Here is a 14,507-nt window from a genome sequence, read left to right on the forward strand (position 1 = left end):
TTGCGCCGCGCACATCCGGTTTATTCAGGCATCCTGATGAGTAATCAGGAGTCGTCAGGCGTAGTCAGCGCAGCTTCTGCCCGCCCGCGACCGCCGTGACCGCGATGATGAGCACGCCGTAGACGAGCGAGCGCACGCCCGCATCCGCGCCGACCGCGTTGAGGATCGACGTCATCATGAAGAGGAACATCGACGCGCCCCAGACGCCGAGTATCGACGCCTTGCCGCCCGTCACGAGCGTGCCGCCGATCACGACCACGGCAATCGAGATCAGCATGTATTCGACGCCCATGTCGAGCGCCGCGCCGCCCGCCACCGCTGCGAGACACACGGCCGCGAGCGAGGCGATGATGGCCGAGAGCACGTAGGCCGTGCAGCGCGTGCGATGCACGTTCACGCCCGCGAGCCACGCGGCGCGCGCATTCTGGCCGACCGCCGAGAGCCGCCGCCCGTACACGCTGCGATGCATGAGCAGCGCGATCAGCAGCGAGAGCACCACGGCGAGCAGCGCGAGATACGGAATGTGCAGCAGACGGCCGGTTGCGAAGCTGCCGAGCGCGGCGGGCGGCGCGGGCAGATTGCCGCCCTGCGTGATCGCCACCGACTGGATGATGAAGCTCGACGACAGCGTGGCGATGATCGGCGGAATGCGCAGCAGGCGAATCAGCGCGTAATTCGCGAGCCCGACCGCGAGCCCCACGCCGATCACCGCGACGATGCCGAGCGCGATGCGCGCGTCGCTGCCGTTCATCACGTGCATGCCGATCACGCCCGCGAGCGCGATCGTCGACGGCACCGAGAGGTCGATGTTGCCGGTCCCCGAAGTGATCACGAGCATCTGGCCGAGCCCGACGAGCACCATGAAGATGCCGTAGACCAGCGCGGTTTCGAGCACGTTGGCGGCCACCGGCAAGCCGAAGAAACCGACCGTCGCGGCCCAGACCAGCACCGCGCCCGCGAACAAGAGGGCCCACGGCGCGTCGAGCGCCTTGAGGCGCGCGACGAGGCCGGCTTGCGTCGATTCGGCGGAATCGGCGGACGTGGCGGCGACGCCGCCGGAACGAGGCGTCGTCATTGGCGCTCTCCGTTACGTTGAAGCAGGACGCGCAGCGACAGCACGACGATCAGGATCGCGCCCTGCATGCCGACCTGCCAGTCCGACGAAATGTTGAGAAACGCGAGAAACGAAGCCGCGAGCGTGAGCGTGATCGCGCCGAGCACCGCGCCGACCACCGACACGCGTCCGCCCACGAATTCGCCGCCGCCGAGAATCACGGCCGCGATCGAAAGCAGCGTGTAGCGCAGCGCGATGTTCGCATCGGCAGAGGTCGTGAGGCCGAGCAGCGCGAGACCCGAGAGCACGCCGAACACGCCGGCTACGCCGTACATCAGCGCGCGGCGACCGACGAGCGACCAGCCGAAGCGGCTCACCGCGCGCGGATTGCCGCCCACCGCGCGGCTGCGCACGCCCGCGGAACTGCGCATCAGCAGAAAATGCGCGACCACGGCGATCACCGCCGACCAGACGATGGGCGCGGCCACGAGCGGCGTCTGAAAGCTCATCGCCGAGCCGAGCCAGCCGGGGCTGTTGCCGCCCGGCGAAGGCAGCAGCACGATCGCGAGACCACTCCACACGAACGAGAGCCCGAGCGTGACGACGATCGACGGAATGCGGCGAATCTCGATCAGCGCGCCGATCGCGGCGTAACCGGCGACGCAACCCGCGAGCGCAAGCATGCCGAGCAGCGGATGCTGATCAAGGATCGTCGCGCCGATGCACGCGACGAGACTCACGAACGGCCCGATCGACAGATCGAGATCGTTCACGGTGATGATCGCGAGTTGCGCGAGCGTCGCGAGCACCAGCGGCACGGCGAGATTGAGCAGCAGATTCGAGCCGAAATAGCTGAGCGTGGCCGGTTGCAGAAAGAGGATCGGCACCAGCACCGCGCACAGCGAAACGGCGGGCAGCATCGTGCGCAAACGCGCCTGGGTCAGAACGGTACTCATGCAGCCAGCTCCTCGAAGCTCGCCGCCAGCAGCGCGTCTTCCGTGCATTCGCCTGCGTGCAGCACGCGCGTGACGCGGCGCGAGCGGAACACGAACGTGCGGTCGCAATAGGCGAGTTCGTCGTTTTCGGTCGTATACCAGACGAAGGTGCGGCCCTTCGCGGCTTCGGCGCGCACGAGCGCGTAGATTTCGCGCTTGGTGCCGATATCGACGCCGCGCGTGGGATCGTCCATGAGGATCAGCGTGGCGTTCGAGGCGAGCGCGCGCGCGAACAGCACCTTCTGCTGATTGCCGCCCGAGAGCGAGAGAATGTTCGATTGCATCGACGCGCCGCGAATGCCGATCTTCGCGCGCCACGTATCCACCAGCGCGCGCGCGGCCTTGAAGTCGATCAGCCAGCCGAGGCCTTTCGAATGGCCGCTGCCTGCGCTATCGGCGGTTTCATGCGCCGTCATGCCGCCGCGCCCGAGCCAGCGCACGTCGAGATTCTGCGCAATCGACCAGACCGGAAACACGCCGTCGCGCGCGCGGTCGCCCGCGACGAAGGCCACGCTGTCGCGCGAGGCGCGCTGCGCGATGTCGTAGATGGCGAGCAGCGTTTCGGTCTGCCCTTGCCCCGCGAGTCCGCCGAAGCCGATCACTTCGCCGCGCGACGCGTCGATTTCCGCGCGCCGATGCGGTCCGATCACCCAGCGATAATCGCGCGTGGCCTGCTCGCGCGCCGTGTGCGAGGCGGCATCGTCGCGCGGCGCGTTCGCCACGTCGACGTGCTGTCCCATCGCCTGGATGATGGCGTCGCGCGTGAGGTTTTCGCGCGGCAGAATGCGCACGAGTTTGCCGTCGCGCATCACCATCACGCGATCCGCCACGCGCTCGATTTCGCCGAGCATGTGCGTGACGAGCAGACAGGTCACGCCGCGCGCGTTGGCCTTGCGCACGTAGTCGAGCAGTTGCTCGGCCGTGTGCGCGTCGAGACTCGACGTGGGTTCGTCGAGAATCACGAGGCGCACGGGCGTGTCGGTTTCCGTGAACGCGCGCGCGATCTCCACCATTTGCCGCTGCGTGAGCGTGAGGTCCGAAACCAGTTCCGCGCCGCTCAGGCCGCAGCCGGGAAAGATCTCGGCGAGCTTGTCGCGCATGAGCGTGCTCGCGCGTTTGCGCCAGCCGCGTCCACGCAGTCGCGGATGCACGACGCACATGTTTTCCGCGATGCTCAGGTTCGGGCAGAGCGACAGTTCCTGGAACACGCAGCGCACGCCTGCGAGACGCGCGGCGTCGGCGTCGTAGTGCGGCGCGGGCGTGCCGTGCGTCTCGATGCGGCCGTCGGTCGGCGTATAGACGCCCGCGAGCACCGCCATCAAGGTGGATTTGCCCGCGCCGTTATGCCCGGCGATGCCGACGCACTCGCCCGCGAGAAAATCGAAATCGATATCGGACAAGGCCCTCACATTGCCGAAGGACTTGCCGATGCCGGAAAAACGTATGAGGGGGGACGCGCTTTGTTTCGACTCGATGTTATCGATCACATCCGTGCTCCGAAAATCGCTTCGCGGCGGGCGTCTGCCCGGGTCGCGACCAATTGGTCGATCCCGGCGACGCAGGTCTCCATGCTTGTTCTCCATCTGGGCGATGGAGGCTTTCTAATATACTAATGTTGCGCAAAACACCTGACCCATAGGGATTTGCCCCTGGACGAGGCACCGGCAGCGCGGCGCGCGGGCAGACGAACAGTGAAGAAAGCGATGCGCGGCGGTTAAAAGAAGCCGCCGTCCGAGTCTAAGGACCGGAGCGATATCGATCTAATGAAAATCCGGACGCTTTCGATATCCGTTTCGATATCGCTTTCGCGATCTGTTTAGATAGCAGCCGCCGCGCGAGGGTCGCGGCTCGATCCGACATAGTGGGATCACGCGGCAGTCTTGCCGCCTCGCCGCCGCATTGCACGGCGGCGAGTGTCCTGCCGAGGCTTAAACCGGATTCAGCGCGCTCGCGCCGTCGAGCACGGCCGCGACGTTATCGAGCGCGGTAAAGCCCATCTGGTCGCGCGTTTCCACGGTCGCGCTCGCCATGTGCGGCGTGAGAAACACGTTGTCGAGCGTGGCGAAACGCGGATCGACGTTCGGCTCGCCGCGATAGACATCGAGGCCCGCGCCGCGCAGTTGTCCCGACGTCAGCGCCGCATACAGCGCGTCTTCATCGACGAGACCGCCGCGCGCCGCATTCACGAAGATCGCCCCTTGCGGCAGGCGTCCGAACTCGCGCGCCGTCATCAGCGGCGCGCCGCCGCCGGGCACGTGCAGCGTCAGTACCTGGCTGTGCGGCAGCATGGCGTCGAGACTTTCGTAATACGTCGCGCCGTTTTCGAGCGCAGGCGCCGCGCGCTGGATATCCGTATAGATCACGCGCATGCCGAACCCTTGCGCGCGCCGCGCGACCGCGCGCCCGATCCGTCCGAAGCCGACGATGCCGAGCGTCTTGCCGTTCACGCGCGTGCCGAGCATGTCGGTCATGCCGAACGATTTGCCCCAGCCCGCGCGCATGATGCGCTCGTATTCCGAGGCGCGGCGGCAGGCCGCCAGCACGAGCAGCATCGTGAAATCGGCGGTGCATTCGGTCAACGCATCGGGCGCGTTGGTCACGACGATGCCGCGTGCGTGCGCCGCCGCCACGTCCATATGATCGACGCCCGCACTCGCGTTCGCGACGATCTTCAGCGTCGGCGGCAACGCAGCGATGTGCTCGGCCTGCAAGCCCGACTTCTTGCCGATCAGCACGGCGGGCAACGCGTGCTTCGTGCAGAACTCGACCACGGACCACGCGTCCATGTCGGCGTCGGTCACGTAGGCGTGAAATTCGGTTTCCGCGCGTTTCGCCACGGCCGCGGGGACCTTGCGTGCGATGAGCAATCGGGTGCGTTGAGTGTCCGGCATCGTGCTTTCCTTTGGGTCGAATGACGACGAGAGACTACGAAGCCGCACACCGGCGCGTCAATCTTGATTCGATCAATCAACTTATGCGGCGCGCACGCCGTTGGGCTTCGTGTTGTGCATGCCGTCTCGCTTTGCGCCCTATTTCATGGGGCTTTTAGCGGCCTCATACCGCGCAAGAATTGCGCACGCCGCATCGGGACATTCCCTGATGGGCGCCCCGGCCAGCAGGCTCTCTGATGTTGATTGAGCGAATCAAGATTGCTGGCCGTGTCAGGCGAATGCAATCCTTTTTCCGTGTTCAACCGAATCGACCAGAGGACGGGAAATGTCTGCTTCGCATCCTGCTTCGCCATCCGCTTCAAAGCGCATCGCCGCCGTCACGGGCGCGGGCTCCGGCATCGGCCGCGCCAGCGCCATCGCGCTCGCCCAGGCCGGCTTCAGCGTCGCGCTGATTGGCCGCCGCATCGAACCCTTGCTGGAAACGCGCGAAGCCATCGGCCTCGCAGGCGGCGAGGCTGAACCCTTTTGCGCCGACGTCACGCAAGCCGATTCCGTCGATCGCGCCTTCGCGCAGATCGCGCACCGCTTCGGCCGTCTCGACGTGCTCTTCAACAATGCGGGCCGCAACGCGGGCGCGGTGCCGCTCGAAGACTACGAACCCGATCTCTGGAACGACGTGGTCGCCACCAATCTCACAGGCGTGTTTCTGTGCGCGCGCGCCGCGTATCGGCAGATGAAAGCGCAAACGCCGCAAGGCGGACGCATCATCAATAACGGTTCGATCTCCGCGCATTCGCCGCGTCCGCACACGATCGCGTATTCGGCGACCAAGCATGCCGTGACCGGCATCACGCGCTCGATCGCGCTCGACGGCCGCGCGTACAACATCGCATGCGGGCAGATCGATATCGGCAACGCGGCGACGCCGCTCACGGAGCGCATGAATCAGGGCGTCATGCAGGCCGACGGACGCATGGCGCCGGAAGCGCGCATGGATGTCGCGCATGTGGCGAACGCGGTCGTGCATATGGCGATGCTGCCGCCCGAGGCCAACATTCTCGACATGACGATCATGGCCACCACGATGCCTTTCGTCGGCCGCGGCTAGCCGCAATCGCTGCAGGCCGGTCCATTCACATGGACCTCATAACAAAAGCCGCCTGACATGGAGACACCGATGAAATACGCAGAGGAACAACCGTTACCCGCCGGCACGCCCGCCTGGTCGCAGAGCGAGAAGCGCACGAAAGTCCGCTATGCCGTGCTCTCGATGCTGCTGATCGCGACCATTCTGAATTACGTCGACCGCTCGGCGCTCGGCATCGTCGCGCCTTCGCTCTCGAAGGATCTCGGCCTGAACAAGATGCAGATGGGCGAGTTGTTCGCCGCATTCGGCCTCGCCTATTCGATCGCGCTCGTGCCGGGCGGCGTGCTCACCGACGTGCTCGGCTCGCGTCTCGCCTATGCGCTCTCGCTGGTGGGCTGGTCGTTCGCGACGCTCACTCAGGGCTTCGCGAACGGCTATCACATGCTGCTCGGTTCGCGCCTCGCGATGGGCGCGCTCGAAACGCCCGCGTTTCCGTCGAACACACGCGCCGTCACGCTCTGGTTTCCAGTGCAGGAACGCGGTTTCGCCACCAGCGTCTACGTGATGGGGCAGTACATCGGCACGCCGCTGTTCACGGGGCTGCTGTTGTGGATTTCGTCGATGTACGGCTGGCGCACGGTCTTCTTCGTGACGGGCGGATTCGGCATTCTGTTCAGCGCGCTCTGGTATCGCACCTATCGCGATCCGGCCCGGCATCGCGCCGTGAACGCCGCCGAATTGCAGCACATCAACGGCGGCGTCACGCCCGCTTCGCGCAAACCGCGCGACAAGTTCAACTGGCGCATGGCGCTCAAACTGCTCGGCTATCGCCAGATTCTCGCCATCTGTCTCGGCAAGTTCTGCAACAACACGCTGCTCGTTTTCTTCACGACGTGGTTCATGACCTATCTGGTCGAAGCGCGCCACATGTCGATGATCAAGGTCGGCATTTTCCAGGCGCTGCCGTTTCTGGGCGCGACGGTCGGCATTCTCAGCGCGGGCTTCATTTCGGACTTCTGCATCCGCCGCGGCGTGTCGGTGTCCGCCGCGCGCAAGGCGCCGCTGATCGTCGGCACCTTGCTGGGCGCGTCGATCGTGCTGGTGAATTTCGTCGAGTCGAACGAACTCGTGATCGCCGTGCTGACCGTCGCGTTCTTCGCGCAGGGCGTGGGCTCGATGTCGTGGGCCGCCGTGGCCGAAATCGCGCCGCGTCAGTATGTGGGCCTGACGAGCAGCATCACCAGTCTCGCCGCCAATATCGCGGGCGTCACCACGCCGCTCATGATCGGCTATATCACGCAGCACACGGGGCACTTCTACTGGGCGCTGAATCTGATGGGCGCGATCTGCCTCGTCGGCACGCTTTCGTATTCCGTGCTGCTCGGCAAGCTCTCCCGCATCGAACTCGAATAAATGCACGAACACGTACACGCAAACGCAAACCCACTGGAGTCGCGCATGTCGAACCTGTCATCGCCCGTCGAATGCCGATGGGATCATCTGCAACTCTGTTCCGCCGACGCCGAAGCCACGGCCGCCTGGTTCGCGCGCTGCCTGAACGCCGAAATCGTGCGGCGGCCTGGGCGCGTGGATTTGCGCGTCGGCGGTGTCGATCTGTTCATTACGCCGCTCGCGCCTGCGCAGATTCAATCGAGCGAGCCGCGCACGCGCCGCGAAGGCATCGACCATTTCGGCGTGACCGTGGACGATATCGACGCGGCCTTCGCCCATCTCACGTGCTGCGAGGCGCAGATCGTCGAGCCGGTGCGCCAGATCCGGCCCGGCGTGCGCGCTTGCTTCGTGCGCGCGCCGGGCGAAGTGCTCGTCGAGGTGCTGGAGCGCCGCCCCGCCGAGATGACTTTTCGCTAGAAAGCCTGCAAGATGGGACGATGTCGACGGCGCGCGCTGCGCTTCCTGCATCGCTTATCGCGTCGCTCCCGCATCGTTTTCACTACGTCGTTCCCTGTTTTCACATGCGAAACTGGATCACTCTGGCCGAAGCCGCCCGCCAGCTCGGCGTGCAAGCGCAAACCGTCTACGCCTACGCGAGCCGCGGCAATATCGCCGTGATGCCCGATCCGCACGATCCGCGCAAAAGCCTCTATCGCGCCGACGACGTCGCGCGACTGTGCCGCAAGAAGCAGGTCGGCCGCAAGCGCGAGGCGCTCGCGGCGGGCACGATCTTCGGCGCGGAACCGTGCATCTATAGCGGCATCACCACCTTCGCGAAAGGGCATCCGTACTATCGCGGACGCGACACCATCGCGCTCGCGCAGCACGCCACGCTGGAGGACGTCGCCACGCTGCTCTGGAACGCGCGCGCGCCCGTCTCGTTCCCCTTCGACGACGACGGCCCGGCGCTACAGGGCGAAACGCGCGGTCGCCAATGCGCGTTCACGTCGCTCGCCGCGCTCGCGGCCAACGGCCATTCCACGCTCGGGCGCACGGACGCGGCCCTGCATGCCGAAGCCGGTCAACTGGTCGCGACCGTCGCGCGGGCCTTCGGTGCGTGCGGCGACACGCGTGAAGGAGGCGCAGGCACGCCGATCCACGCACGGCTCGCACAAGGCTGGGGACAAGACGCATCCGGCGCGGAGCTGATCCGCAAGGCGATGGTGCTGGTCGCCGACCACGAGATCACGAGTTCGGCGTTTGCCGCGCGCATCACGGCCTCCACCGGCGCATCGCTGCCCGGCTGCCTGCTCACGGGTCTCGCGACCTTTTCGGGGCCGCTGCACGGCGACGCCTCCGGGCGCGTGCGCGCCGTCTTCGACGACGTGAACCGGCTGGGCGCGGATCAGGTCGTCACGCATCATCTGCGCTCGGCGATTCCGCTGCCGGGCTTCGGCCATCACCTCTATCCGGACGGCGACCCGCGCGCCGAAGCGCTGCTCGACGCGCTCGATCCGCCGCCGGAACTCGCGGCGTTCATCGCCAAGGTGGTGAAGCTCACCGGCCTCAAGCCGACCATCGACGTGGCGCTGGCGACGCTCGCCGCGCAACTCGATCTGCCGCGCGACACCGCGTTCGCGCTGTTCGCCACGGCGCGCTGCGTGGGGCTGCTCGCGCATTGCATCGAGCAACTGCGGGTGGGCAAGGTGATCCGTCCGCGCGGACGCTATACCGGGCCGCCGCTCGAAGAAGCGGGCGTGGCCGATCCTGCCGCGAAAACGCTTGCGCCGCGCCGGAGCAAAAGCACCACGCCCGACGAAAAGACGCTACAGAAGAACCGGCTGTTCAAGGTCGCCGGCAGCTGAGCTGCCGCCGGCTCACTTGCGCATATTGCGTTGCAAGGTATCGCGTTATCGCGCCTCGCTGCGCAGCGTCTTCGCAGCCGCCACCATGTTGGTGAGCGCCGGAATCACCTCGGCCCACTGACGCGTCTTCAGCCCGCAATCCGGATTGACCCACAGACGCTGCGCCGGAATGCGCTCGGCCGCCTTCTGCATCAGTTGCACGATGTGCTCCTGCGTCGGGATGTTCGGCGAGTGAATGTCGTACACGCCCGGGCCGATCTCGTTCGGATACTTGAAATGGTCGAACGCGTCGAGCAGTTCCATATCCGAGCGCGAGGTCTCGATCGTGATCACGTCGGCGTCCATATCGGCGATCGACGCGATGATGTCGTTGAACTCCGAATAGCACATATGGGTGTGGATCTGCGTGTCGTCGCTCACGCCGTTCGCCGTGATGCGGAACGATTCCACCGCCCAGCGCAGATACTCGCCCCACTGCGCGCGCCGCAGCGGCAGACCTTCGCGCAGCGCGGCCTCGTCGATCTGGATCACGCGCACGCCCGCCTTTTCGAGGTCGAGCACTTCTTCGCGGATCGCCAGCGCGAGCTGGTAGCACGACACCGAACGCGGCTGGTCGTCGCGCACGAAGGACCAGTTGAGGATCGTCACCGGGCCCGTGAGCATGCCCTTCATCGGCTTGTTCGTGAGCGATTGCGCGTAGCCGATCCACTCGACCGTCATGGCCTTCGGGCGGCTGATGTCGCCGAACAGAATCGGCGGCTTCACGCAGCGCGAGCCATACGACTGCACCCAGCCGAACTCGCTGAACGCGTAGCCGTCGAGCTGTTCGCCGAAGTATTCGACCATGTCGTTGCGCTCGGCTTCGCCGTGCACGAGTACGTCCAGCCCGAGTTTTTCCTGCTCGCGCACGCTGCGCTCGATCTCGGCGCGCATCGCGGCCTGATAGCCCGCGTGATCGAGCGCGCCGCGCTTGTACTGGCTGCGCGCCTGGCGGATCTCGCCGGTCTGCGGAAACGAGCCGATCGTGGTGGTCGGATACGCGGGCAGGTTCAGCAGCGCGGCCTGCTTCGCGGCGCGCTCGGCGTAAGCGTGCTGACGATGGCCGAGCTTCGCGTCGATACGCGCCAACGCGGCCTGCACCACTGGATTGTTGACGCGCGGCGAGCGGCGACGCGCGCCGATGGCCGCGGCGTTCGCAGCGAGTTCGGCCGCCACGGCGTCGCGCCCCGCGTTGAGCGCCGTCGCCAGCACCTGCACTTCGTCGAGCTTTTGCAGCGCGAACGCGAGCCATGAGCGGATCTCGGCGTCGAGCTTGATCTCGCTCGCGAGATCGACCGGCACATGCAGCAGCGAGCACGAAGGCGCGATCCATAGACGCTCGCCCAGTTCCCGCGCGAGCGGCGCGAGCCAGTCGAGCGTGGCGTTCAGGTCGGTCTTCCAGATGTTGCGGCCGTTGATCGCGCCCACCGAAAGCACGCTCGTCGCAGGCAGTGTCTGCGCGGCCAGCGCCACTTCCTCGCGCGCGTTGATCGCATCGATATGCAGGCCGTCGACGGGCAGCCCGCAGGCGAGATCGAGATTCTCCTTGAGCTCGCCGAAGTACGTCGCCAGCAGCAGCTTCACGCTGCGTTCCTCGAAGCCTTCGTAAGCGCGCACGAAGGCCTCGCGCCACGCCGGCTCCAGTTCGGTCACGAGAATCGGCTCGTCGATCTGCACCCACTCCACGCCCACCGCGTTGAAATGACTGAGCAGCGCGCGATAGACCGCCATCAGGCGCGGCAGCAGCGCGAGCTTGTCCGAGTCGTCCTTCGCCTTGCCGAGCCACAGATACGTGAGTGGCCCGACGATCACCGGCTTGGCCTTCACGCCCTGCGCCTGCGCTTCTTTCAGTTGCGCCGAGAGGCGCGAGAAGTCGAGATTGAACTGCGTCTGCGCCGTGAATTCGGGGACGATGTAGTGGTAGTTCGTATCGAACCACTTCGTCATTTCGCCCGCCGCCACGCCGCCGCAGCAGCCCGCATGGTCTTGCTCGCCCGCCGCCGAACGGCCGCGCGCCACGCGAAAGGCGTTGTCGAGCTTGTCGCCGTGGAAGCCCTGCACGCGTTCCGGCAGATTGCCGAGCGTAAAGCTCATGTCGAGCACGTGGTCGTAGAACGCAAAGTCGCCGACCGGCGCGAAGTCGAGCGCGCGCTGGCTGGCCCAATGACGCGCGCGCAGTTCGGCGCCCAGCGCCGTCAGTTCGTCGCGCGAACTCTCGCCTTTCCAGTAGCGCTCGAGGCCGAATTTCAGTTCGCGTTTCGCGCCGATGCGCGGGAAGCCGAGGTTGTGTGTCGTGACCATATGCGCTGCCGTCCGATAAAAAAGTGCCGAAGTGGCAGCGATCATAGGGCTTTCTGATGATGAAGAAAAATGGCATTATTTCATCCATCCATTAGAAATTTTCATCTGAACCGGAGTCGCTTTGCGGCTCTCTCCGCCGGACTCCCTATTTCCATGCTCGAACGCGTTCATCTCGTCATCGTCCGCGAAGTGGCCCGCCAGGGCTCGCTCACCGCCGCCGCGCAAGCGCTGTTTCTCACGCAATCGGCGCTGAGCCATACGGTCAAGAAGATCGAGCAGCAACTCGGCACGCCGATCTGGGACCGCGAGGGCCGCAGCCTGCGGCTGACCCAGGCCGGGCAATATCTGCTATCGCTCGCGGAACGTCTGCTGCCGCAATTCGAAACCGCCGAGGCGCGCATGAAGCAGTTCGCGGCGGGCGAGCGCGGCACGCTGCGCATCGGCATGGAATGCGCGCCGTGCTATCAGTGGCTGCTCAAGGTGGTGTCGCCGTATCTCGCGCGCTGGCCCGACGTGGATGTGGACGTGAAGCAGCGCTTCCAGTTCGGCGGCATTGGCGCGCTGATCGGTTTCGATATCGACGTGCTGGTCACGCCCGATCCGCTGAACCGCCCCGGCCTGCGCTTCGAACCGGTGTTCGATTACGAGCAGGTGCTGGTGGTCGCCGAAAGCCATCGTCTGGCGGCCGAGCGCTACATCAAGCCCGAACAGCTCGTCGACGAAACGCTCATCACCTACCCCGTGGAAACCGACCGGCTCGACATCTACAACCAGTTCCTGCGCCCGGCCGGCATCATGCCGCGCCGTCACAAGACCATCGAAACCACCGACATCATGTTGCAGATGGTCGCGAGCCGGCGCGGCGTGGCGGCGCTGCCGAAGTGGCTCGCGGAGGAATACGCCGATCGCATGCCGCTCGCCATCGTGAAGCTCGGCAAACAGGGCATCGCCAAGCAGATTTTTCTGGGCACGCGCGAAGGCGACGCGGCGCTCGATTACCTGAACTCATTCGTCGAATTCGCGCGCGAGTCGAACTGGCAGGCGTCGCGACTGATGCGTTGATGAATGCGTTGACGAACGCGTTGACGAACGCGTTGATCGCACCGGCATCCGGACGCGTTCGCGCGGGCCTTCCATCGCGCTCGCGCGAGACGACAGCAATCCTTTTTTATCAGTAGAATGCTGCAAACGCGCCGGTTCGTTTTCGTTTCGAAACGGCTTGCGAAGTGCATATCGGGTGAGCATGCCGGCCCGCTTTCGGGGCGTCATGCATGAGCCCATTCAGGACCAGGAAGCGAGCGGAGTCGGGCCATGCCCGCGGGGGCCGTCGCGATGTGCCGCGGATAAGTCAAAGGCATAGCCGTCGCGCCAATCCGGTGCGGCGGGCCGGCTGGCCGCATTGGCGCCTCGGTGCATCCCGGGTTTCGCGCGCGCGCCCAGATCCATTTCTTGTGGTACTTACCTAGCCGCAATACCGTGTATTCCAAAACACAAATCGATCCGGTAGTGAGCTTCCGCAACTCGCAGGGCGAGCTGGTGCGGGGCACGATCATCAATCTCCAGCGCAAGTCCCTGGTGATGGAGGTCTATAACCCGTACTCGATTGTTCAGGTCAGCGAGGTGCTGAGCGAGCTGTCGGTCAAGATGGGTACGGAGCACGCTTATTCGGGCAAGGCGGTCGTCATCAGCATGGTCAATACCGGGCTGACCGCGATCGTCTCGGTCACGCTGATCGACGAGTGGCGCGAACTGAGCGGCGGCGTGCTCGAAGCGCGCGCGGTGGGCGAGGAAGCGCGCCGCTTCGCGCACGAATGGGCCGAGCGTTTCCAGATCCGCCGCGACTATCAGATCGCCGTCAACCAGTTGCGCGCGTTCCTCACCGACATGTCGCGCTGGGTCGAGCAGGCCGATCTCGCCGACACGCTGCCCAAAGAAGGCAAGAGCCTGCGCGAGGACTTCTTCCTCGAACTCGCCTCGCCGCTGATGCAGCGTACCAAGGTCTATTTCGACGAATTCGAAGGCGAAGCGCGCCTCGTGGACGAAGAACTCGCGCCCGCGCATCGCGCCTTCGCCCAGGCCGCGCTCCATCCGCTGCTGCTGCGCTCGCCCTTCGTGTTCCGCACCTTCACGAAGCCGCTCGGTTACGCGGGCGACTATCAGATGGTCAACCAGATGCTCGACGATCCGCGCCAGGGTCCGAGCACGTATTTCCAGATCGTCAACGCGGCCTTCCTGCAAACGGCCGTGGCGCGCGCGCATCGCAACCGCATCGACCTGCTGGTCGATTACCTCACGCGTCTCGCCAACGCGGCGCGCGCCGCGCAGCGGCCGTTCCGCGTGCTGAACGTGGGCTGCGGCCCCGCGCAGGAAATCCAGCGCTTCATTCAGGAATACGACGAGCCGCAATGGCTGACTTTCGAGCTGCTCGACTTCAGCCAGGAAACGCTCGACTGGACGCGCAACCGCCTCGGCGCGCTCGCGCAATCGTCGGGCAAGCCCATGATGATCAGCTACACGCACGACTCGGTGCATCATCTGCTCAAGCGCCGCATGGACGAGCACGCGCCCGACGCGCGCATTTTCGACGCGGTCTATTGCGCCGGGCTGTTCGACTATCTCTCGGACAAGGTCTGCGCGCGCCTGAATCAGTATTTCGCGAGCCGCACGCGTGCGGGCGGCCGTCTGCTCGTCACCAACGTGCACGCCGACAACCCCGAGCGCCTGAGCATGGAGCACGTGCTCGAGTGGTATCTGATCTACCGGAACGAAGCCCAGATGCGCGCCATCATGCCGGAGCACAGCCACGAGCCGCGCCTTTACACCGACCCGACCGGCGTGAACGTGTTCGCCGAAGTCGTGATCGGCTTGCCGCCCGCCGCCTGA

The 14,507-nt window shown here is 65.6% G+C and carries 11 protein-coding genes; 6 read left to right on the forward strand and 5 right to left on the reverse strand.

All coding sequences use genetic code 11. The annotated features are described in order from the left end of the window. Nucleotides 1–64: 64 nt before the first annotated feature. The 4 genes from SB764_RS21410 to SB764_RS21425 all read right to left on the reverse strand — a co-directional run bounded on the left by SB764_RS21410 (nt 65) and on the right by SB764_RS21425 (nt 4,940). Nucleotides 65–1,075: an ABC transporter permease gene (locus tag SB764_RS21410; RefSeq protein WP_410864798.1), complete on the reverse strand. Its 1,011-nt coding sequence runs from the start codon at nt 1,073–1,075 to the stop codon at nt 65–67. Further along, nucleotides 1,072–2,010, reverse strand: coding sequence for an ABC transporter permease (locus SB764_RS21415; protein ID WP_065057855.1), 939 nt, complete (start codon nt 2,008–2,010; stop codon nt 1,072–1,074). The genes SB764_RS21410 and SB764_RS21415 overlap by 4 nt, the downstream gene beginning before the upstream one ends. Continuing rightward, on the reverse strand, nt 2,007–3,533 hold the full coding sequence (locus SB764_RS21420; protein ID WP_234774861.1) for a sugar ABC transporter ATP-binding protein: 1,527 nt from the start codon (nt 3,531–3,533) through the stop codon (nt 2,007–2,009). Before SB764_RS21420 ends, SB764_RS21415 begins: the two co-directional genes overlap by 4 nt. A 444-nt stretch (nt 3,534–3,977) precedes the next feature. Next, nucleotides 3,978–4,940: a 2-hydroxyacid dehydrogenase gene (locus SB764_RS21425; protein WP_065057854.1), complete on the reverse strand. Its 963-nt coding sequence runs from the start codon at nt 4,938–4,940 to the stop codon at nt 3,978–3,980. 325 nt (nt 4,941–5,265) lie between these two features. Between SB764_RS21425 and SB764_RS21430 the strand changes: the two genes are divergently transcribed. The 4 genes from SB764_RS21430 to SB764_RS21445 all read left to right on the forward strand — a co-directional run bounded on the left by SB764_RS21430 (nt 5,266) and on the right by SB764_RS21445 (nt 9,284). Next, nucleotides 5,266–6,048, forward strand: coding sequence for an SDR family oxidoreductase (locus SB764_RS21430; RefSeq protein WP_124261614.1), 783 nt, complete (start codon nt 5,266–5,268; stop codon nt 6,046–6,048). 69 nt (nt 6,049–6,117) lie between these two features. Beyond that, entirely contained in the window at nt 6,118–7,440 is a 1,323-nt protein-coding gene (locus SB764_RS21435; RefSeq protein WP_074986552.1) for an MFS transporter, read from the forward strand. A 45-nt stretch (nt 7,441–7,485) separates the two neighbouring features. Beyond that, nucleotides 7,486–7,896: a VOC family protein gene (locus SB764_RS21440; RefSeq protein WP_065057915.1), complete on the forward strand. Its 411-nt coding sequence runs from the start codon at nt 7,486–7,488 to the stop codon at nt 7,894–7,896. Between the two features lie 104 nt (nt 7,897–8,000). After that, a complete protein-coding gene (locus SB764_RS21445; protein ID WP_065057914.1) occupies nt 8,001–9,284 on the forward strand; it encodes a citrate synthase in 1,284 nt (427 codons plus the stop codon). Between the two features lie 45 nt (nt 9,285–9,329). Here SB764_RS21445 and metE read toward each other — a convergent pair whose 3' ends face one another. Further along, the gene (gene metE / locus SB764_RS21450; RefSeq protein WP_074986554.1) at nt 9,330–11,624 is read right to left on the reverse strand and encodes a 5-methyltetrahydropteroyltriglutamate--homocysteine S-methyltransferase; all 2,295 of its coding nucleotides are present in this window, start codon (nt 11,622–11,624) and stop codon (nt 9,330–9,332) included. A gap of 153 nt (nt 11,625–11,777) precedes the next feature. On the opposite strand from metE, the gene SB764_RS21455 reads away from it, so the two are divergent. Then, nucleotides 11,778–12,686 carry a LysR family transcriptional regulator gene (locus tag SB764_RS21455; RefSeq protein WP_065057851.1) on the forward strand — a complete coding sequence of 303 codons (909 nt, stop codon included), beginning with the start codon at nt 11,778–11,780 and terminating at the stop codon, nt 12,684–12,686. 414 nt (nt 12,687–13,100) lie between these two features. Continuing rightward, nucleotides 13,101–14,507 (forward strand): class I SAM-dependent methyltransferase, encoded by a 1,407-nt coding sequence (locus tag SB764_RS21460; RefSeq protein ID WP_065057850.1) that lies wholly within the window; start codon nt 13,101–13,103, stop codon nt 14,505–14,507.

The sequence above is a fragment of the Paraburkholderia sp. SIMBA_027 genome (assembly GCF_046535315.1).
GTDB lineage: Bacteria > Pseudomonadota > Gammaproteobacteria > Burkholderiales > Burkholderiaceae > Paraburkholderia > Paraburkholderia tropica.

Coding starts and splice junctions, on each gene's coding strand:
- SB764_RS21410 (WP_410864798.1), bottom strand. CDS start 1,075: ATGACGACGCCTCGTTCCGGCGGCGTCGCCGCCACGTCCGCCGATTCC.
- SB764_RS21415 (WP_065057855.1), bottom strand. CDS start 2,010: ATGAGTACCGTTCTGACCCAGGCGCGTTTGCGCACGATGCTGCCCGCC.
- SB764_RS21425 (WP_065057854.1), bottom strand. CDS start 4,940: ATGCCGGACACTCAACGCACCCGATTGCTCATCGCACGCAAGGTCCCC.
- SB764_RS21430 (WP_124261614.1), top strand. CDS start 5,266: ATGTCTGCTTCGCATCCTGCTTCGCCATCCGCTTCAAAGCGCATCGCC.
- SB764_RS21435 (WP_074986552.1), top strand. CDS start 6,118: ATGAAATACGCAGAGGAACAACCGTTACCCGCCGGCACGCCCGCCTGG.
- SB764_RS21440 (WP_065057915.1), top strand. CDS start 7,486: ATGTCGAACCTGTCATCGCCCGTCGAATGCCGATGGGATCATCTGCAA.
- SB764_RS21445 (WP_065057914.1), top strand. CDS start 8,001: ATGCGAAACTGGATCACTCTGGCCGAAGCCGCCCGCCAGCTCGGCGTG.
- metE (WP_074986554.1), bottom strand. CDS start 11,624: ATGGTCACGACACACAACCTCGGCTTCCCGCGCATCGGCGCGAAACGC.
- SB764_RS21455 (WP_065057851.1), top strand. CDS start 11,778: ATGCTCGAACGCGTTCATCTCGTCATCGTCCGCGAAGTGGCCCGCCAG.